General features: G+C 58.9%; 20 protein-coding genes. 12 read left to right on the top strand and 8 right to left on the bottom strand.

What is annotated here, in order from left to right:
* Nucleotides 1-72 precede the first annotated feature (72 nt).
* From ACOOHD_RS14645 to ACOOHD_RS14615, 7 genes are all read left to right on the top strand, one after another.
* Complete coding sequence (locus tag ACOOHD_RS14645; RefSeq protein ID WP_420458625.1) at nucleotides 73-1,257, top strand: glycosyltransferase; 1,185 nt, start codon at nucleotides 73-75, stop codon at nucleotides 1,255-1,257.
* A 604-nt stretch (nucleotides 1,258-1,861) separates the two neighbouring features.
* Nucleotides 1,862-3,034, top strand: a complete 1,173-nt coding sequence (locus ACOOHD_RS14640) for an ATP-binding protein (RefSeq protein WP_420458624.1) — start codon at nucleotides 1,862-1,864, stop codon at nucleotides 3,032-3,034.
* Between the two features lie 287 nt (nucleotides 3,035-3,321).
* Nucleotides 3,322-4,809, top strand: coding sequence for an RNA polymerase factor sigma-54 (rpoN, locus tag ACOOHD_RS14635; RefSeq protein WP_420458623.1), 1,488 nt, complete (start codon nucleotides 3,322-3,324; stop codon nucleotides 4,807-4,809).
* Between the two features lie 43 nt (nucleotides 4,810-4,852).
* A complete protein-coding gene (locus tag ACOOHD_RS14630) occupies nucleotides 4,853-5,146 on the top strand; it encodes a GNAT family N-acetyltransferase (RefSeq protein WP_420458622.1) in 294 nt (97 codons plus the stop codon).
* Nucleotides 5,147-5,155: 9 nt separating this feature from the next.
* Nucleotides 5,156-6,277, top strand: a complete 1,122-nt coding sequence (locus ACOOHD_RS14625; protein WP_420458621.1) for a glycosyltransferase — start codon at nucleotides 5,156-5,158, stop codon at nucleotides 6,275-6,277.
* A gap of 21 nt (nucleotides 6,278-6,298) precedes the next feature.
* On the top strand, nucleotides 6,299-7,045 hold the full coding sequence (locus tag ACOOHD_RS14620) for a suppressor of fused domain protein (protein ID WP_420458620.1): 747 nt from the start codon (nucleotides 6,299-6,301) through the stop codon (nucleotides 7,043-7,045).
* Nucleotides 7,039-7,578 carry a PepSY domain-containing protein gene (locus tag ACOOHD_RS14615; protein WP_420458619.1) on the top strand — a complete coding sequence of 180 codons (540 nt, stop codon included), beginning with the start codon at nucleotides 7,039-7,041 and terminating at the stop codon, nucleotides 7,576-7,578. Before ACOOHD_RS14620 ends, ACOOHD_RS14615 begins: the two co-directional genes overlap by 7 nt.
* A 186-nt stretch (nucleotides 7,579-7,764) precedes the next feature.
* Here the strand turns inward: ACOOHD_RS14615 and ACOOHD_RS14610 are convergent, their stop codons facing one another.
* A complete protein-coding gene (locus ACOOHD_RS14610) occupies nucleotides 7,765-8,319 on the bottom strand; it encodes a thioredoxin family protein (RefSeq protein WP_420458618.1) in 555 nt (184 codons plus the stop codon).
* Between the two features lie 229 nt (nucleotides 8,320-8,548).
* On the opposite strand from ACOOHD_RS14610, the gene ACOOHD_RS14605 reads away from it, so the two are divergent.
* Both ACOOHD_RS14605 and ACOOHD_RS14600 read left to right on the top strand, forming a co-directional pair.
* Nucleotides 8,549-9,745 (top strand): ATP-grasp domain-containing protein, encoded by a 1,197-nt coding sequence (locus tag ACOOHD_RS14605; RefSeq protein ID WP_420458617.1) that lies wholly within the window; start codon nucleotides 8,549-8,551, stop codon nucleotides 9,743-9,745.
* 159 nt (nucleotides 9,746-9,904) lie between these two features.
* Complete coding sequence (locus ACOOHD_RS14600; RefSeq protein ID WP_420458616.1) at nucleotides 9,905-10,750, top strand: DUF2911 domain-containing protein; 846 nt, start codon at nucleotides 9,905-9,907, stop codon at nucleotides 10,748-10,750.
* Between the two features lie 70 nt (nucleotides 10,751-10,820).
* Here the strand turns inward: ACOOHD_RS14600 and ACOOHD_RS14595 are convergent, their stop codons facing one another.
* Nucleotides 10,821-11,834, bottom strand: a complete 1,014-nt coding sequence (locus ACOOHD_RS14595) for an SDR family oxidoreductase (protein WP_420458615.1) — start codon at nucleotides 11,832-11,834, stop codon at nucleotides 10,821-10,823.
* Between the two features lie 80 nt (nucleotides 11,835-11,914).
* Between ACOOHD_RS14595 and ACOOHD_RS14590 the strand changes: the two genes are divergently transcribed.
* Together ACOOHD_RS14590 and ACOOHD_RS14585 are read left to right on the top strand one after the other, a co-directional pair.
* Complete coding sequence (locus tag ACOOHD_RS14590) at nucleotides 11,915-12,433, top strand: GAF domain-containing protein (protein ID WP_420458614.1); 519 nt, start codon at nucleotides 11,915-11,917, stop codon at nucleotides 12,431-12,433.
* Nucleotides 12,434-12,563: 130 nt separating this feature from the next.
* Nucleotides 12,564-13,328: a segregation and condensation protein A gene (locus tag ACOOHD_RS14585; protein ID WP_420461436.1), complete on the top strand. Its 765-nt coding sequence runs from the start codon at nucleotides 12,564-12,566 to the stop codon at nucleotides 13,326-13,328.
* 21 nt (nucleotides 13,329-13,349) lie between these two features.
* Here ACOOHD_RS14585 and apaG read toward each other — a convergent pair whose 3' ends face one another.
* From apaG to ACOOHD_RS14555, 6 genes are all read right to left on the bottom strand, one after another.
* A complete protein-coding gene (apaG, locus tag ACOOHD_RS14580) occupies nucleotides 13,350-13,745 on the bottom strand; it encodes a Co2+/Mg2+ efflux protein ApaG (protein WP_420458613.1) in 396 nt (131 codons plus the stop codon).
* A gap of 15 nt (nucleotides 13,746-13,760) precedes the next feature.
* The gene (locus ACOOHD_RS14575; RefSeq protein ID WP_420458612.1) at nucleotides 13,761-14,141 is read right to left on the bottom strand and encodes a DUF3127 domain-containing protein; all 381 of its coding nucleotides are present in this window, start codon (nucleotides 14,139-14,141) and stop codon (nucleotides 13,761-13,763) included.
* Nucleotides 14,142-14,299: 158 nt separating this feature from the next.
* Nucleotides 14,300-14,764: a Fur family transcriptional regulator gene (locus tag ACOOHD_RS14570; protein ID WP_420458611.1), complete on the bottom strand. Its 465-nt coding sequence runs from the start codon at nucleotides 14,762-14,764 to the stop codon at nucleotides 14,300-14,302.
* Nucleotides 14,765-14,776: 12 nt separating this feature from the next.
* Nucleotides 14,777-17,026, bottom strand: a complete 2,250-nt coding sequence (locus tag ACOOHD_RS14565; protein WP_420458610.1) for a RelA/SpoT family protein — start codon at nucleotides 17,024-17,026, stop codon at nucleotides 14,777-14,779.
* A gap of 156 nt (nucleotides 17,027-17,182) precedes the next feature.
* Nucleotides 17,183-18,109: an LpxD N-terminal domain-containing protein gene (locus ACOOHD_RS14560; RefSeq protein WP_420458609.1), complete on the bottom strand. Its 927-nt coding sequence runs from the start codon at nucleotides 18,107-18,109 to the stop codon at nucleotides 17,183-17,185.
* A 5-nt stretch (nucleotides 18,110-18,114) separates the two neighbouring features.
* Entirely contained in the window at nucleotides 18,115-18,732 is a 618-nt protein-coding gene (locus ACOOHD_RS14555; protein ID WP_420458608.1) for an SH3 domain-containing protein, read from the bottom strand.
* 115 nt (nucleotides 18,733-18,847) lie between these two features.
* On the opposite strand from ACOOHD_RS14555, the gene ACOOHD_RS14550 reads away from it, so the two are divergent.
* A complete protein-coding gene (locus tag ACOOHD_RS14550) occupies nucleotides 18,848-19,522 on the top strand; it encodes a hypothetical protein (protein WP_420458607.1) in 675 nt (224 codons plus the stop codon).

Here is a 19,522-nt window from a genome sequence, read left to right as displayed (position 1 = left end):
CGATTCCTAGATTTCTACAAGGCCCACCTCCAAAACACTGACTGTATCTTAATATTGGACAACAGAATAAAGTTGTCTAGCGAAATCGAGCTTGACGAAAAGCTTTCCGTAGTATACATTGAACATCCCTACGGGCCAAAACAACTTCCTAAGTTTAATTCCGAAGACGAAGGTCTTCCGAAGTTTCTCGAACTTGATCGGCAACACCGCGATAAGCTTTTGGAAAGTCACTATAGCTTAATTACCGCCAGAATTAATTTTGTTGTTAAACGGTACCATATTGATTTTATCTATATTGATGATACATTGTTTACACTTTCCGTAATATTACAGGCAAGTAGGGTAGATTTTAAATACGTCAACACAAAACATAATGCCAGAATGGTTTGTACAGCAAATCATTTAAATACGAACTGGCCCACAGATACCTCAATAAGTAACATAATTGACCGGTCACTTAGGGTAGCATTGTACGTATTATCTAGAAAACTAAAGTATAGAGAGCTCTGTAGAAAATTGTCGTCTGTTCTAAATCACGACGCGATTTATACAATTGCGGCAGAAACAAGTGGCCACCCCATACCTGCGGCAAAGAACTATATAAGGTCAAGAACTAATTGGTGGTATTCATTTGGACCAATTCTAAAGGGCATCCCCGTCCACACTCTTCTCCATCCTTTTATCGCTTCACATAGAGACATAGTTGCATCTAATTTTTACTCCCCGCCGCACAGTAACTACCGTACGGGGCAGCATCGAGAACTTGTAACGAAAATTTATAATGAATCTATTCACAAGAATATTGTGTATATAACCTTCGGATCGCTTATCGTACACCACGATGTAGGGGTAAGTAACAGAATAAAGAAGGTGGTGCGACTATTTGAGCAGTGCGCTGCATTACTTGAAAAAAACACATCCTTCGTTTTGCAAATTGATGGGAAAGACAAAATTACGCAAGAAGAATTTTCCTATCTTAAAATAGTCAAGCAGTTTCACTTACTGCGCGCAGATACCGCGGTTAATTTAGTGGTTTGTCATGGAGGTTTAAATACCATTATAGAAGCTATATATCTAGCTAAGCCAATCATTTGCATTCCTCTCTCTAATAACTATGATCATCATTACAATAGCCACCACACATCACGAAATTATCCGCTTGCCACTTGGCTTAGATACGAAAAACTATCTGTTCCGATCCTGGTACAGGTAATAGAGAGAGCATTAGGAGCGTCAAATCTATTAGGAGGCACATGAGGTGTTGCATACTCCAATAATTTAAACTAGTGAATGAGACATCGTTATGATCACCATTTGAAAAATGAAGCATCGTAAGTTCATTTCCGAGTTCAAGTGTAAGGTTGCCGTGGCGGCCATTTCGTAGCAGCACAGTTTAGAGCGTGTTTAAAAACTCACCGGCCATCGGGAAGTTGGTCTTGGGGTAGTAAGCTAAGTACTGACTGTCGTGTTTTGTAGGTAACCAAACACACAAGACATGTCAAAGCAGTTATCCGCTCGATCGACAGCCAATGAGACAAAGTCAAGAGCTTGTACACTGACACACTTTTTACAACGGTCTCACACTGTCGCGGAGGGCTAGCACCCTCCGCTCCATTAGGGCGCCCCTTCCAGGGACGGTAGGCACGGCGCTTCCCTGGAAGGGGAGCCCTAGCTAGGGATGCCTGCAGTCCGCCGCTAGGTGGACGTAGGGCTTCCCGCCTTCCCCGCCCGCCCCGCCGTAATCACACCGCACCAGCGACCCCGCCCCCCACAAACCGCCCCACAGCACACTGGTGAATAAGATTCATGCAAATTGGCTAGCCGGCTAAGCAATTTGCATAAGGGTATGTACCTTTAGGTGATGATTCCTCGCCAGATAGCTCCCCAAATCCTAGCGCAAGTTGGTAAGTATTCTGTTATCATCGTGAGTGGGCCGCGACAGAGCGGAAAGACCACACTGATTCGGTCGCTATTTCCTGACTTCCCCTACTTCTCGCTGGAGAACCCCGACGTACAGCAACGTATCGAGCAGGATCCCCGGGGCTTGTTCCAGCAGTACGGACACCGGATGGTACTGGATGAGGTACAGCGCCTCCCAATAATACTATCGTACATTCAGGGGATCGTCGATGACGATCGCCGGGCATGTTTCGTGCTCAGTGGCTCGCAAAACCTACTCATGATGGAAAGCGTGAGCCAGACTCTGGCCGGCAGGGCGACGCTGTTCTACCTACAACCCCTTTCATACGGTGAACTGCGGGGGCATGTACCCGATGGGGTGACCTCTACGGAGCTTATGTGGCGGGGTGGCTATCCCAGAATATACGATCGCAACGTTGCCGCCGAACGGTTCTATCAGGACTATCTGGCTACTTACGTGCAGCGTGACGTGAGGCAGGTAAAGAACATCGGAGATCTTGGGGCCTTTACACGCTTTTTAGGCATTTGTGCTGGATTTATCGGGCAGACTATCAATAAGAGCACACTTGCTTCCGCAGCGGGTGTGAATACGGCAACGGCGGCGTCCTGGCTATCCGTGCTGGAGACTTCCTTTGTCACCTATCAGTTGCAGCCCTACTTCAAAAACTTCAAAAAGCGGCTAGTCAAATCTCCTAAGCTGTATTTCCGGGATACGGGGCTAGCCTGCGCCCTACTGGGTATCACCTCACCGGAGTCACTGTTCACCTATTACCAGCGGGGAGCCATCTTCGAGAACTTTATCATCAACGAGGTAGCCAAGGGCTTCTTCAATCGCGGCACGCAACCTCCACTCTACTTTTGGCGAGATAGCAACCAGCACGAGATCGACCTCCTGATCAACCTGGGGAATAGTCTCCGACCAGTGGAGATCAAATCGGGCGCAACTTATCGGAGAGACTTCTTTAAGCAGCTCGACTGGTTTGCAGGCGTCGCTGACGTGCCCCTGCGCCAACCTACGGTTGTCTACGGCGGCACGGAATATCAGCAGCATACCACGGGTGAGCTACTTAGCTGGCGCAATGCTGCAACGGTCGCGAAGATCGCGGAGGGCTAGCACCCTCCGCTCAGTAAGGGCGCCCCTTCCAGGGACGGTAGGCACGGCACTTCCCTGGAAGGGGAGCCCTAGCTAGGGATGCCTGTAGTTTGCCGCCAGGCAAACGCAGGGCTTCCCGCCAAACGAACGTACGGCCTCCTGCCAAACGAAACGCATGGCCCCCCGCCCCCCCCGCCCGCTCAACCAACCCCGCACCAGCGACCCCGCCCAAACCCTTTTGCCTACATTTGAGAAAGAAGCGCCCGGCAGCGCCCATCTCCCCCGCCAAGCCCTAACTTGCAGCCCCCATGCTAGGCCAATCCCTCAAACAGTCGCAGCTCCAGAAGCTGAGCCCCCGGCAGATTCAGCTCATGCAGCTGATGCAGCTGCCGCTCTACGAGCTGGAACAACGCGTGAAGGAAGAACTGGAACGCAACCCCACCCTGGAGGAGGCCGCCCCCGAGGCTCCCATGGAACCTGACGGACAGGAGGCTGAAAAAGCCGGCGACGACCCCTTCGAGATGGAGGAGCTGTTCCAGCAGTACATCGATGACGACCCCACCAACTACCAGCAGAGTAGCAACTCGGACGATACCTACGACGCGCCCGGTAGCTATACGGCCGATGAGAATACCTTCTTCGAATACCTCCAGGGACAACTCGCTAACCTCGAGTTCGACTCCCCGCTCGACCGCACCATTGCCCTACAGATCATCGGCAACCTCGACGACGACGGCTACCTGCAGCGGATGCCCTCGGCCATCGCCGACGATCTGCTGATCAACTACGATATCGACGTCGACAGCCGCCGCATCAAGGACGTGCTCAAGGTGGTGCAGTCACTCGATCCCCCCGGACTGGCCGCCCGCAACCTGCGCGAATGCCTGCTGCTGCAACTCAACAGCAAGATCGATAATGGGGAGCTGCTCGACGACCACACCTTCGCCGACCTGGTGCTGGCCCAGACCGTGATCCGCGATCACTTCGAGCTCTTCAGCAAGAAGCATTACGATAAGCTGCAGGAGAAACTGGAGGTCGATGAGGATGAGCTGCGCGATGCCCTTGGGGAGATTCTCAAGCTCAATCCCAAGCCCGCCTCCGGTCTCACCGGTCGCGCCGGGGGAAGGGCCGCCCGCGTGGTCGTACCCGACTTCCTGGTCACCGTCACCGACGGCGAGCTCAAGCTCAGCCTCACCGCCCGCAACGCCCCCGACCTCAAGATCAACGACTACTACCAGCAGCAACTGGCCGAGTACCGCCGCAAGCAGAAGGAGTCGGGTAAGCTCACCACCGCCCAGAAGCAGGCCGCCGGTTTCATCCGCCAGAATATCGACTCGGCCAGTTGGTTCATCGAGGCCATCCAGCAGCGGCAGCAGACGCTGTACAGTGTGATGTGGGCCATCGTACGCTACCAGGAAAAGTTCTTCCGCACCGGCGACCTCAAGGCGCTGCGGCCCATGATCCTCAAGGACATTGCTGGGCCCACCGAGCTCGATATTAGCACCGTGAGCCGGGTGGTGAACTCGAAGTTCGTGCAGACCGACTTCGGCACCTACTCCCTGCGCGAGTTCTTCTCTGAGGGTATGACCAACGAGGACGGTGAGGAGGTCAGCACCACCCAGGTCAAAAAAACCCTCGGCGAGATCATCGCCGCCGAGGATAAGCGCAAGCCCCTTAACGACTCCAAACTCCAGCGCACGCTCAAGGAGGCCGGCTATGACATCGCCCGCCGCACGGTGGCTAAATACCGCGAGCAGCTCGGCCTGCCCGTGGCCCGCCTGCGCAAGGAACTTTGAGCCATCAATTCCGTACTATTGCCTCGTGATAAATCAACTACGCATGTCTAACCCGACCGAGTCCGTCGTCAATAATAAGGAAAAGCACCAGTTCGAAGTCGTCAACGGCTCCCAGGTGTCTAAGCTCGTCTACCAGATGCGCGGCGAGGATATGATCGACTTGGTGCACACCGAGGTGCCCGAAGACCTCTCCGGCCAGGGCATCGGCAAATCCCTGGTCACCGCCGCCCTCGAGTACGCCCGCGACAACGGCCTCATGGCTATCCCCTCCTGCCCCTTTGTGGCCAGCTACGTGCAGCGCCATCCTGAGTGGAACGACGTCGTGGCCGAGCTTTAGGCCCCTTCGGTGGCTGTCCTACTCCTCCTCGCTACCGCCGTACAGCTCACGGCCTGGTGGTGGGTGTACCGGCCCGCGCTTACTCCCCATTCCAGCTCGCTACCGACTGAGCCCGCAGCCGAACCGCCCCCGGTCACGGTTATCGTCTGTTTCCACAATGAGGCTACCCACCTGGAGGCAACGCTACGGGGTATTTTGTCACAGGACTACCCCCACTTCGAGCTGCTGGCCGTCGACGATAATTCTGCCGACGCCTCCGTAGCCATCGTACGCTATCTGCAGGATCGCCACCCGCAGTTGCGACTGCTCCAGCCCGGTCCTACCCGTCCCGGGAAGAAAGACGCACTCACCGCCGGTATCCAGGCCGCCCGCCACCCCCTATTGCTGCTTACTGACGCCGACTGTGCGCCCGCCTCCGAGCACTGGCTGCGGCACATGGTCGCTCCCCTCACCCACGGCAACCAGCTCGTGCTGGGCTGCTCCCCCTACCGCTACCGGCCGGGTGCGCTGGCCTGGTGGCAGCGCTTCGAGGCTACACAGACCGCCCTCCAGTACCAGGGGTTTGCCCGTATGGCCCATCCGTACATGGGCGTGGGGCGTAACTTGGCCTACCACCGCAGTTTTTTCACGGCCGCCGGGGGCTTTGCTGCCCACGCACACCACCTGGGAGGTGATGACGATCTACTCGTCAACGCCCACGCCGTCCCCTCGCTTACCGCCCGTATTACCAATCCGGCGGCCTGGACCTACTCCGAGCCTACCCGCAACTGGTGGGCCTACCTACGTCAGAAGGTGCGGCACCAGTCTGTTGGTATGCACTATCGTTCCCGCCATCAGCTAGTGCTTGCGCTGCTGGCGCTGAGTCACGGCGGGTCTTACTTGCTAGGGGCATTGCTCCTCTTCACGCCCTACTGGCCGCTGGCGGTGGTGCTTTACCTGCTCCGCGCCTGTACTGTTGTATCCGTCTACCGGCAGCCCAGCGTGCAACAATTCGCGGGCGGGGCCCCGATAGCTATCGGGGGTGCTGCGTCGTTTGGGGTGGGGGCGAGAATCTTGCTGGGGGATATGCTGCTGGCTCCGTTTTACCTCTTCGCCCTCCTGGCCACCGCGCTACCGCCCCGCCGTTGGTAGCCGCCTTGCTATATTCGTTGTATGAGTGAGGAACCAGAAGAAAAGAGCGAGAGCGGCGCGCCCGTCTACCGCTACGATCCCGATCAGGTGGAGCAGGGGTTCCAGCCCGCACGCGGCGAGGAGCACATCGAGGCCATCGCCGACCACATCGAGGAGCATATTGGCCCGGTAGAGTCCGTATTCCATGAGGTCGTGTCCGAGATCGTGCACGTAGACGTCCACATCGTAGCCCCCACGGCCGATTACCCCTTCTACACCCTAGTGACCTCCGGTATGAGCGACCTGCCCATGACGGCACCGCAGGGCTACGAAGATTACCGCCACGCGGAGGTGTACCTGCAACTCCCCGCCGACTGGCCCCTGAAGGATCAGGACGTCATGCAGCAGGAGGAGTATTACTGGCCGATCCGCTGGCTCAAAATCATTGCCCGCTTCCCCCACACCTACCACACCTTTATTGCTTTCGGTCATACCATCCCCAATGGGGAGGAGGCCGCGCCCCTCGGTCCGGGTACCGAACTAGGCTGCGTGATGGCGGTGAGTGGAGGCCCGTTCCCGGAGGAGTTTGATGTTTTACCTCTCGAGGATGGTACGCTGATCCACTTCTACCAACTTGTCCCCCTCTACGCCGCGGAAATGAACCTTAAACTCAATAAGGGCATGGAGGCCCTAATGGATAAATTCGACGAATACGACATTTCGGACGCGATCGACCCCCAGCGCGTCAATACCTGCGCCAAAAAACGGAGTTTCTTCAGTCGATGGTAAAGCGTACCCGGCGGCAGCGGCAGGCTAAGGTGCTACGGCGTACCCGGCGTATTCACCGCTGGTCGGGGATCACCCTATTCGTCTTCTTCTTCGTGATTGGGGTGACCAGCGTGCTGCTGGGCTGGAAGAAGGACAGCGACTACCTCATGCCACCCACCAGCCGGGGCACTAGCACGGAACTGGCCGAGTGGCTACCGACCGACCGCCTGCTCACCCTGGCCCAGTCGGCGCTGCGGGACTCTCTCGGCGCGGACTACTCCACAACCATCGACCGCATCGACTACCGGCCGGGGAAGGGCTCGATCAAGTTTCTCTTTGAAGGTCACCTGCAGGAGGTGCAGCTGGACGGGGCTACGGGGGCGCTACTCAGCATCGGTGCCCGCCGCTCGGACCTGATCGAGTCGATCCACGACGGCTCCATCCTAGGAGATACGGTGAAGCTGGTGTACTCTACGGTGATGGGGCTGGCTACGCTGGTATTTACGGTATCGGGTTTTTGGCTCTGGTACGGACCTAAGCGGATGCGACGGTGACCGTACAATGCTGCCTCCGGCAGCGGCAGCAACATGCAGCCTCTGGCTGCGCTAAAATATCTCGGCTCAAGCATAAAGCAAAAGCTAGATGTTGCACCAGTCTAACTTCGGTCGCCGCCAAGGCGGCTCTCGCCCCGATAGCTATCGGGGGAGGCTGCTACGTCTACCGCTGCCGGAGGCAGCATTTTACTTCCACTTAATCCCACACCCCGCGCTAGGGTACTGCTTCTCCGGGCTGGGCGCCCCCTTCAGCATCGCATCCATGGCCTTGCGCAAATCTTCCCCCGTCACCGGCTTACCGGAGTTCGGGCGGCTCTCATCGAGGCGGCCGCGGTAGTAGAGCTTTCCCTCGGCGTCGAAGAGGTAGATATCGGGGGTGCAGGCGGCGTCGTAGGCGCGGGCTACTTCCTGTGTCTCGTCGTAGAGGTAGGGGAAGGTAAAGAAGTTGTTCAGCGCGAAGGCCTCCATATTGTCGGGGCTATCGACGGGGTACTTCTCTACGTCGTTGCTGCTGATGGCTACGGTGCCGATACCCTTGGGCTCGTAGTCGTTGGCCACGTCGACCAGCGCGTCGATGGTGTGGATTACGTACGGGCAGTGGTTACAGATGAATAGCACCAGCGTACCCTTTTCGCCCTTCACGTCGTTGTAAGTCAGTTTCATGCCTGACATCGTATCGACGAGCTTAAAGTCGGGGGCTGGGGTGCCGATGTCGACCATCGTGGATTCGGTAAGTGCCATGAATAGGGGGTTAAGGGGTGAAGGAGTAAAGGAGGAGTTGGTGAATTAGCGCGCTGTGGTGTAGTTTGCTGACCTTTTGGTAAAAGTCTCGGAGGGCATACTTGGTTGACGTTCTACGGACATTGCACCCGCGGCCCCGCCCCCTTATCACATTGTTACAACTGCCACGCCTACCCCACCTCCAACGCCCGCCCCGCAACAACTCACTAACTCAACAACTCACCCCCCCATGACCTTCCTCTGTATCTCCTGCTACTTCAAGGGTGTGCCCTTCCTGCGCGCGTGTAAGGCCGCCGGCAACACCGTGTACCTGCTCACCGCTAAAAAGCTGGAGCACGAGGCCTGGCCGCGGGAGGCGGTAGATGAGTTTTTCTACCTGGAGGACGATAGCAACAGCCCCGCTAACCTAGCGAATATCGCCAAGGGGGTGGCCTGGATCATGCAAACCCGGGAGGTGCACCGGGTGGTGGCGATGGACGACTTCGATGTGGAAAAGGCCGCCTACCTGCGGGAGGAATTCCGGCTGCCGGGAATGGGGCAGACCACGGCGCGCTACTTCCGGGATAAGCTGGCGATGCGCATCCAGGCGCGGGATCAGGGTATTGCCGTGCCGCAGTTCTCGAGCCTGTTTAATGACGTGGCGATCACGGAGTTTGCCAATCGTATCGAGTACCCCTGCCTGGTGAAGCCGCGGGGGGAGGCCAGTGCGACCGGGATCGCCAAGGTGCGCTCGGCCCAGGAGCTCTGGGATAAGGTGCATAGCCTGGGCGAGCGGCGCAAGGATTATCTGGTGGAGCAGTTTCGACCGGGCGACGTATACCACGTGGACGCGATCTCGGTGGATGGTGAGGTGGTCTTTTGCCAGGTGTCGCGCTACCTAAGTACGCCCTTCGAGGTGGCCCACGGCGGGGGTATTTTCCGCTCAGTAAGCGTACCCTACAACGACCCCGAAGCGGTGACGCTGCGGCGGATGACGGAGAGCGTGATGCACGTATTCGGGATGCAGTTCAGCGCCTCGCATACGGAGTTCATCAAAACGGCGGAGGGCTTTGTGTTTTTGGAGACAGCCAGTCGGGTGGGCGGGGCGAACCTGGCCGAGATGGTGGAGGCGGCTACGGGCATCAGCCTGTGGGAGGAGTGGGCGAAGTTGGAAACGGCCATGGCTACCGGTAAGCGGTATCTATTGCCGACGCGGCGCTACGATCAGTCGGGGATCGTGGTCAGCCTTTCGCGCTTTGCCCATCCGGATGCCTCCTCGTTTACCGATCCGGAGATCGTGTGGCGGATGGATAGGGCGCACCACATCGGGCTGATCGTGGCCTCGCAGTCTACGGAGCGGATCCGGGAGCTGCTGGATGACTATGCGGGGCGGATCGGGCGGGACTTTCATGCTTCGGCGCCGGTGCCGGAGAAGTCGGCGCACTAGTGGTTCCCGGCTTCTAGCCGGGGTGTTACCGCCCATGTTACTCCGGTCGCCGCCAGGGCGGCTCTCGTCCCGATAGCTATCGGGAGAGGCTGCTACGTCTGGCGCTGCCGGAGGCAGCATTGTACTGCCGGGAGTACCTTTGGGACAAACCAATGTGTTATGCTACGACATACCTTACTTACTCTGTGCCTCGCCGTGTTCGGCGCCTTGGCCCAGGCCCAGATCGTCTCCCCCGCCCCATCACCCACCGTTAAAATGGAAACCACGGTGGGGCTCACCGACGTAATGCTGGAATACAGCCGCCCCGGAATGAAGGGCCGTACACTCTTCGCTGAGGACGGACTGGTACCCTACGGCGAGATCTGGCGCACTGGCGCGAATCAGGCCACCAAGGTCACCTTCGGTGCCGACGTGCAGGTAGCGGGCGAGGAGGTACCCGCCGGTAGCTACGCCATCCTCAGCAGGCCTACGGAGGAGCAGTGGGAGGTGATGTTCTTCCCCTACGAGACCGGCGACTGGACCAGCTACGTGGAGAAGACGCCGGCGGTGACTGTCACGGCCGAGCCGCTACAAATGGAACAGCAGGTAGAGACCTTCACTATTGAACTGATGAACTACTCATTGGATGGTGCCGACCTCGTGATGATGTGGGGACAGACCATGATAGCCCTGCCCATCGTATCGAATGCCAAAAAGGACGTGATGGCCGCCATCGACCGCGTCATGGCCGGCCCCAGTGCCAATGACTACTACCAGGCCGCTACCTTCCTCAATGAATCCGGCGAGGACAACGAGAAGGCGCTGGAGTACATCCAGAAAGCTAACGGTATGGGTGATAGCCCCCGCTACTGGATGGTGCGGCGCGAGGCCATTATCCTGGGTGCCCTCGGTCGGAAGGACGAGGCCATCGAGGCCGCCAAGATGTCGAAGGACCTGGCCCAGGAGGCCGGCAACATGGACTACGTGCGCATGAACGAGAAGTCGATCGAGGAGTGGTCGATGTAGGCTGAACCACCAGTTAGAAAGGGCGCGCCGGATGTCTCCAGCGCGCCCTTTTTATATCTGACTGATAGCGCTACCGACGTACCAGGGAGCTAGTGATCACGCTAGTCAGGGCAATGACGGTACCGAAGACGATGGCGTGCGACAGCGCACGTACCGTAGACCCCTTCACGACAATGCCACTATCCTTAGCCTTGTCATCAAAGTCGCCGTGGCTACCATGGTCACCGGGGACGGCCTCAAAGAGGTAATCCTTGTTGTGCGTAGCGGGTTTATCGGTTTTCTGTCCGCTCACGGCGGTCTTGCCGAGGAAGATATCCATCAGTCCGGGGAAGAGCTTGCTGCCGATGATGGTCTGTACGGCAGGCAGGCCTACGTAATACTCCCGGTCGTTGGTGTTGGCGGCTTGAAGAACGGCACGAGCGGCTACCTCAGGCTGGTAGATGGTGCCCATGGGGCGGGGCTGCTTATCGAGCTTATTGCGTACCAGGCTGAACTGGGTCGTATTCACACCGGGGAGCTGCACCATAGTGGTCTTGATCTTGCTGTTTTCGTACTTCAGCTCGGAGCGCAGGCTGTCGTAGAAGCCCTCGATGGCGTGCTTAGCTCCGCAGTAGGCGGTCTGCAGAGGGATGCCGCGGTAGGCCAGGGCCGAGCCGACGAAGACGATACTACCGCGGTTGCGGGGCTGCATCCGCTTCATGGCGCACTTAGTGCCGTAGACGGTGCCCAGGTAGGTCACGTCGGTGACCCGCTTGAACTCATCCATATCGATATCCTTAAAGAGGCCGAGTACGCTGGTCATGGCATTGTTGACCCAGACGTCAATGGGGCCGTACGTTTCCTCCACCTTACCGGCCGCCTCGTCGAGGGCACGGAAGTCGGTGACGTCAACGGGAAGCACTAGGGCTTCGCCGCCGAGATTTTCGATTTCTCTACGGGCACCCTCCAGGCCTTCCTGGTTGCGGGCGATGAGGCCGATACGGGCGTGCTCTTTGGCGAATTCGCGGGCAATGGCGCGGCCGATACCTGCACTGGCCCCGGTGATGACGACGGTGCGGGGGCGTTCAAAGGTGTTGTTGCTCATTAGATGCTGGATTTAAATGGTAGGGCTTATTACAACCGGAGGCGCGGGGGGAGTTGTTCGCTTGGCTCACGCTCCATACTATGTCCGCCTCCGCCGAAATGCCTTATTTCATCAAGCCCTCCGTTCCGCTCAGTGCGACGGAAAAGGAAGCGGCCTACGCCCAGGCCCACGCCGCCATCCAGGCTACGCTCGGCGAGGAGGAAGATGAGCTCCTTAAAATGGTCACCATCAATAGCCTGCTCAAGACCTTCCTGCCCTATTTCTACTGGGTAGGTTTCTACTTGGTGCGCGGCGAGCGGGAGCTGGTGGTCGGTCCCTATCAGGGTACCCTGGGCTGTCTGACCATTCAGTTTGGTCGGGGAGTGTGCGGTGCGGTGGCTGCTAGTGGACAGACCAAGATCGTAGCTGACACTCACGCTTTGCAGCAGGGCAAAGAGCACATCGCCTGCGACCCTAATAGCCGTTCGGAGATCGTACTGCCCGTGCGGCGGCGGGCGGATGGCTCCCTGCTGGGGGTGTTTGATGTGGATAGTACGCTGGTGGGCTCGTTTGATGGGGTGGACCAGCGGTGGCTGGAGAAAATACTCGCCACGTTCTAAGGTCGAGCGGCCTCCGGCCCGAGCAGAGCCGCACAGTGAATTACAAAGTAGCTACGCTACTTTTGCTTGTGTTACAGACTCAGGCCGGAGGCCACTCGACCTTGATTTTTCGACCTATTTTGAATCGTAAATTCCCGCTCCCCTGAGCTACCACATCCACCTCCCCCAGTTCGAAGGCCCCTTCGACCTTCTCCTGTTCTTCATCGAGCGGGATGAATTGGATATCTACGACATCCCCATCTCGCAGGTCACCAACGACTTTCTGGCCTACCTACGCGCCGCCGAGCAGATGGATATCGACCTGGCCAGCGAGTTCGTTCTGGTGGCCGCGACACTCTGCCGCATCAAAGCCAAGATGCTTATTCCCCGCAAGCCGGTCGACGAGGAGAACAATGAGATCGACCCCCGGGAGGAGCTCGTGAGCCGCCTGCTGGAATACAAGCGCTACAAGAGCGTACTGAAGGAACTGCGTAGCCTCGAGTCCGCCCGCGGTCTGCGCAACTACCGCGGCAACATCACCGACGAGCTGGCCCACCTGGCCACCAAGGCCCTGGTCGACGTGGAGCTCGAAAGTGTCACCCTCTTCAAACTACTCCGCGCCTACGAGCGCATGCTCATGCGCCTGGAGGAGGCGAATTTTAAACCCGTCGTCCACGAGATCGCGCAGTTCACCTTCACCATCGAAGCGGAGCAGAGCCGGATTCTTGATTTAGTGGAGGGCACGCTGAACGGCAAGCCACGGCCTAGCTTCCAGGACCTATTTGGCCCCTGCGAGACGCGTATTCACGCCATCGTTACCTTCCTCGCCTTACTAGAACTACTGAATTTGCACCGATTAAGAGTCATACCCGGGGCGGGCATGAATGACTTCTGGCTGGAAGCGCTGGCCGTGTAGCGACGACTTTAGTCGTCGCTACTAATTCAACACCGCCGAAGACACGTGCATAAAGCGCGGCACCGCCACCCGAAAGTAGTTCTCCACCCCCTGCCCGTCCCGCCGGTACATCACGTAGCTGCCCTGCATGGCCCCCATGGGGGTAGCGAACTGCACCCAACTGTTGTATTCGTAGGTCTCCCCCGGGGCAATCCAGGGCTGCTTGCCCACCACGCCCTCGCCCTCCACGTGCCGGCGGTGGCCGGTGGCATCGATCACCTCCCAGGCTCGGCTCAGCAGCTGCACGGGCAGGTGCCCTTCGTTTTCGATCTTGATGCGGTAGGCGTACACGTAGTTTTCGTCCTCCGGTTGGGAGTACCGCTCCTGGTAGTAGCTCTGGGCACTGACGGTGACGCGCTGGGTGGTCTGGCTGGTCATGGACAGGGGGGGTGATTAGAAGGGCAGGTCGTCATCGGCCTCGAGCACGGGCTCGTCGTTGGCCGAGGGGAAGTTACCGGGGCCGTTGTTGCTTGACGCACTGGTGGTGGCGGGCGCACTATTTGCAGTCATCGCCTCCACCCGCCAGGCGTTCAGATTGGTGAAGTACTTGTCCTGCCACTGGCGGCCACGCAGGTCGAAGTGCACCTTAATCTCGTCGCCCTCGTTCATGTCATCGATGATGGAGGTCCGGTCCTGGGTGGTCTGAAACTTGACGAAATTGTCGTACTGTCCGCCGTCATTAGCCTTAATCACGAAGTCGCGCACCCGGAAGGATTCCCCCTTGGTTTCGGTTTCGTATTTCTTGACGAGCGTTCCGGTAATTTCGAATGACATAGGTTCGTGTTTTATCTTTTCTATTAATAGCAAGCCAGGCCCGCCCACGGTTCAACTGAAGCCCCCAATTTACGGAAAAAGCCCCAACCCCCCTGCCGCTCCTTAACCCCTTTAGTCCCTAACCCCTTAACTCCTTGACCCCCTAACTCATTAACCCCCTAACCCCTCGTCCTTTCACAAGCCCCAGCACACTCCCCAAACAGGTTCAAACTGTGCCCCGTCACCCGGAAGTTCAGGATCTCGCCCATCATGTTCTTGATCTGCTGCACCCGCGGATCGCAGAACTCCAGCACCTTACCGCAGCCGTTGCAGATCAGGTGATCGTGCTGCTTATAGCCGTAGCTTTTCTCGTACTGCGCCAGATTCTTACCGAACTGATGCTTCTTGACCAAGTCGCAGCTCACCAGCAGTTCCAGGGTATTGTAGACCGTGGCCCGGCTCACGCGGTAGTTGTTGGTCTTCATGTGGATGTAGAGGGACTCGGCGTCGAAATGGTCGTCGCGACTGTAGATCTCCTCCAGGATGGCGAAGCGCTCCGGCGTCCGACGCGCCTTGCGCTCCCGCAGGTGCTCGGCAAAGAGCTCCTTTACCTGCTCGATGTCGGTGGTCGGATTGGTCTGCATGGGGCGGGGGGACTATTCTACCCGGGAAACGGTTGAGACGTTATCTAAGTTTTGCAGGCCCCGCCGGGCCAGGAGCAGCTGGTCGGTATTGCGTACTAGCAGACTCATCCGTGCGGTGAAGGTGCCACTCTCGGCTGCAATTTGGAAGCTGCGGATGTCCAGGTCCATCTCGGCGATCTCGTGACTGATACGCTCGATGACGCCCTTACCGCTATCCAGTCCGGTCAGCTTGAGCTCGGCCACGAAGCTGTGCTCGGTGGTGCTCACCCACTCGGCCTTCATGATGCGGTAGTCGTAGTTGGCCATCAGGTTCTCAGCGTTGGGGCAGATCACGCGGTGGATCTTCAGCCCTGCGTTCGAGGTCAGGTAGGCAAACACCTGGTCGCCCTGCACGGGGTTGCAGCAGTTGGCCATGCTGTACTCGAGTTGGTCGCCGGGCTCGCCGTTGATGAGTAGCTTGGTGTGTCCTTTGATGCGGTTAGCCCCGTTTCTTCTTCCCTTGCTATCCGCATCTTTTTCCTGGGGCGGGGCCCCGATAGCCCCGATAACTATCGGGGGGGGTGCAGCGGGAAGGGTGAGTTTACCATGCTCTACGACAAAGGGTTTGAGCACCTGGGCGATCGACAGCGCCTCCCGACCTATATCGTAAAACAGGTCGACGTGACTGCCGCCGGTGTGGTGACGGGCGAGTACCTCGATGGCCTGCTTTTCGTCCTCGACGTGCAGTTTTTTCAGCCGGCGCAGGAGGGCCTCGCGGGCCAGCTCCCCGGCCTTGCGCTTTTCTTCCTTGAGCGACTGGCGGATTTTGGCCTTAGCCTTACCCGTCTTGACCATATCCAGCCAGCTCGGATTGGGCTTCTGGCCCGGACTGGTATTGACCCGCAGCCGGTCGCCGTTGCGCAGCTCGTAGCTCATGGGCACGATGCGCTCATCGCACAGGATGCTCACGCAGTGGTAGCCCACCATGCTGTGTACGCTGAAGGCAAAGTCGAGCGCGGTAGCACCCTTGGGTAGGGCGACCATATCCCCGTCGGGGGTATACACGTACACCTCCTCGTTAAAGAAGCTGTTGGCCCGGAAGTCGCCCAGGAACTGTACCGTGTCGCTATTCGGATTATCCAGGATGTCGCGCACGCTCTCGAACCACTGCTCGTACACATCGCGGTGGTTGCTCACGCCCTTATACTTCCAGTGGGCGGCAAAGCCCCGCTCGGCGATCTCGTTCATGCGCTCGCTGCGGATCTGTACCTCCACGAAGCGGGCCCCGGGGCCGACCACCGTAGTATGCAGGCTCTCGTAGCCGTTGGATTTCGGGATCGTGATCCAATCCTTTAGGCGGGAGGGTACGGCTTGGTAGGCATCCGTGATGGTGCTGTAGACGGCCCAGGCGGCCAGTTTTTCCTTCTCCCGTGGTACATCCAGAATTACACGCACGGCGAACAGGTCGTAGATCTGCTCGAAGGGCACCTGCTTTTTCTTGATCTTATTGGCGATGCTGTAGATCGACTTCGGCCGGCCGAAGATGCGGTAGCGGTAGCCCAGCTCGTCGAGTTTGGAGCGCAAGGGGGCAATGAAGGATTCGATGTATTTCTCCCGGGCGGCCTTGGTCTCCTGCAGCTTGCGGGCCACGGAGTTGTACTCGTCGCGCTCCAGCACCTTCATGCACAGATCCAGAAACTCGGAGCGGAAGTTATACAGCCCCAGGCGGTGGGCCAGGGGCGCGTAAATGTAGCTAGTCTCGGCGGCGATCTTAAGCTGCTTGTGCTCCGGCATGCTCTTGATGGTGCGCATATTGTGCAGCCGGTCGGCCATCTTGATGAGCACGATGCGCACGTCGACCACCAGGGTACTGAGCACCTTCTTGAAGTTCTCGGCCTGCTGGCTTTCCGACTGGTAGGCGCTGTCGAGTTTGGTGAGTCCGTTGACCATCTGCGCGATGCGCTCGCCGAACTGGTCCTGTAGTTCCTCGGTAGTGACTGGCGTATCCTCGACCACGTCGTGCAGTAGGGCGGCGCAGATGGCCGTAGGGCCCAGTCCGATCTCCTCGGCACAGATACGCGCCACGGCGATGGGGTGGAAGATGTAGGGCTCGCTCGACTTGCGCCGCTGGTGGCGGTGGGCGAAGTTGGCTAGGCGGAAGGCACGGTCCATCTGCTCACGGTCTTCGCGCGAGAAGGGGGTGCGCAGGCTGGCGATCATGGCCTCGTAGGCCTGTTCGATCGCTACTTGCTCCGCTACCGTGATGTCGAGTACTTCTGCCATATCCTTCTACTAACAAATTTACTTCACTATCGGTCTACGTAGGGGGGAACCACAGCGTTGCACAAAGTGGGGCACAGTGTTCCACAGCGTTCTGATACATCTAAAACGGAGTGTGACACATCTAAAACTTTGTGTTACTCTGTGCCTTCCTCTGCGCTACTCTGTGGTTAACCTTTCCCCCCCCAAGCGCCGCAAGGCCACTAGGTCCCGGAACGCCTTCCGAGCCTCCTGCACCGGAGATCCAAACCAGCTCTTGCCCGGCGGCAAATTCCGCCCCACACCACTCTGCGCCATAATGACCGTACGCTCGCCCAGGGTCACGTTCTGGGCGATGCCGGCCTGGCCCTGGAGGATGGACCAGTCGCCGATGACGCAGTTGCCCGCCACGCCGACCTGGGCGGCCATCTGTACGTGGGCCCCGATCCTGCAGTCGTGACCGATCTGGACCTGGGCGTCGAGCTTGCTGCCGCGGCCGATGACCGTTGTCGACGACACGCCGCGGGCGATGGTGCAGCAGGGTCCGAGGAAAACGTCGTCCTCCAGCCGAACGCTGCCCCCGCTACGCCAGGCGGTGAGCCCCCCGACGGTGCGCTTGTAGTAAAAGGCCTCGCCACCGACGACCGCGCCGGCACTGACTGTGACCCGGTCGCCCAGTACGCAGCCCTCGCCGATGACGCAATTGGGCTCCAGCAGGCAGTCCCGACCGATTACGACCCCCTTGCCGAGGTGGACGCCGGGGCCGATGATCGTGCCCTCCCCCACGCTCGCCGGGGCCTCGCTCGATTCGTATTGCACCTGCGGCCGCGCCCCCCGGATGACGCTGTTGTAGGCCTGGAAGGGTTCGGGATGGATGAGTAGGGCCTTACCGGGTGGGCACTCCTGCACCTTATCGATGAGGATGACCGAGGCGGCCGAGGCCAGGGTGGGCGCGTAGTACTTGGGGTGGTCGACGAAGCAGAGGTCGCCGGGTTGTACGTGGTGGATCTCGTTAGCTCCGGTGATGCGGAGGTGGCCGTCGCCGATGAGTTTAGTGCCGAGTTGATCAGCCAGTTCAGCGGCCGTGGTGGGTTGGGGGAGGTGCATGGGGCTTAGTTAAGGACGCCCTCGAGCCGGTACTTGTAGTAGCGTACGCCGGCCCCGTAGACCCAGCCGAGCTTGCCATCCTTAAGCCGCACCTTCACCCAGGGCTCGGTGGGGGTGACGTCGCCCAGGTCGATGGTGTAAAGCGAGTCGGTGACCTCGTTCATATAGGTGACCGGCTCGTAGAGCTGGAGGCGGGCCAGGATGGGGGCCCCGAGGTTGGGCTGGACGCGGACGTTGAGTCCGTCGATGGTACTGTAGAGCGTGGTCTCGTTCTTGACCACAACCTGGGCGGGGCGACCTACGTAAACACCACTATCGCCGGGTAGCGGCTGGGTGCGGGCACGCAGCAGGGCAGCCTCGCGGGCCAGGACCTCCTGTTCGGCCTCCGAAAGCAAACTTTCGCCGGGACTACCCAGCACGGCGGCAGCCTGCAGCTTACGGATGCTATCGCGCAGGATGCTGTCGCGGCGGTCCAGGTAGTCTTCCCGGGTGTTGCGCTCCTCGATCATGGCGTAGTCCGCGTCGTTGGCGCTACAGCGTCGCATGGCCCAGAGCATGAAGAAGAGGGTGACCAGGGAGACGATCACGAAGGGGACTAGCTGGGGGGTGGAGCGGGCGGCCATGAGGCGGTAAATTTACAATTTACCAATTACCGTGTACAAATTGGCTACCGCATGGCACTGGCGTGACAACCCAACCTAGCCTGCCGTAGTTACTGCAACGGTAACTCCCTCCGCCGTGCCCCGCCACTACTCCCACCTCTACCGCGAGCTCCGCGCCATCGACCCCACCGACTACCACCGGGTGATCCGCATGTACGAGGAGCGCGAGCAGGAGATCGGCCGGCTCGACGTGAAAGAGCACTTCGAGCTCACCGTGCACTACGTGGATGCGCTCTTCGAGACCGGTGCCTACCGCGAGCACCAGCTGATGGTGGACCTGGTGATTCACGCCAGTATCCAGCACGACATCCGGCACATGCCGGGGCGGGAGGAGCACGTCTTCGAACAGCAATTGTTTCGCAAGGCAGCCAGTGCCTTTCGCATCGGGGAGTACGCGACGGCGGAGCACGTACTGCGCGAGCTAATTCGGATGCACCCGGGTGAGGCCGTGTACGGGCGCTTTCTGCGCACCACGCTGTTCCGGCAGCAGCAGCCGACGCTGCAATTCGGGCGGGCGGTGTGTATTTTTTGCCTACTGCTCACGGCCCTGGCGGTAACCATCAACTTGCTGGTGGTACAGAACTTTCTCCCCCCTTACGCGCCGCTGGTCAACTCGACAAGTATCGGTATTTTTCTGACCGGGGTGCTGACACTGGGCGGTGCCTACGCCCTGGCCTACTACCGCTGCCGGCGGGAAGCGACGCATTTTCGGGCCGCGCAAGCAAACAAACGGCGGGCCGATTCGCTCTAG

This window comes from Neolewinella sp. (assembly GCF_965214665.1).
In the GTDB taxonomy this organism is placed as follows: domain Bacteria; phylum Bacteroidota; class Bacteroidia; order Chitinophagales; family Saprospiraceae; genus Neolewinella.
The sequence above is the reverse complement of the archived record's forward strand: the minus strand, read 5'-3'. Positions and strand labels throughout refer to the sequence as shown.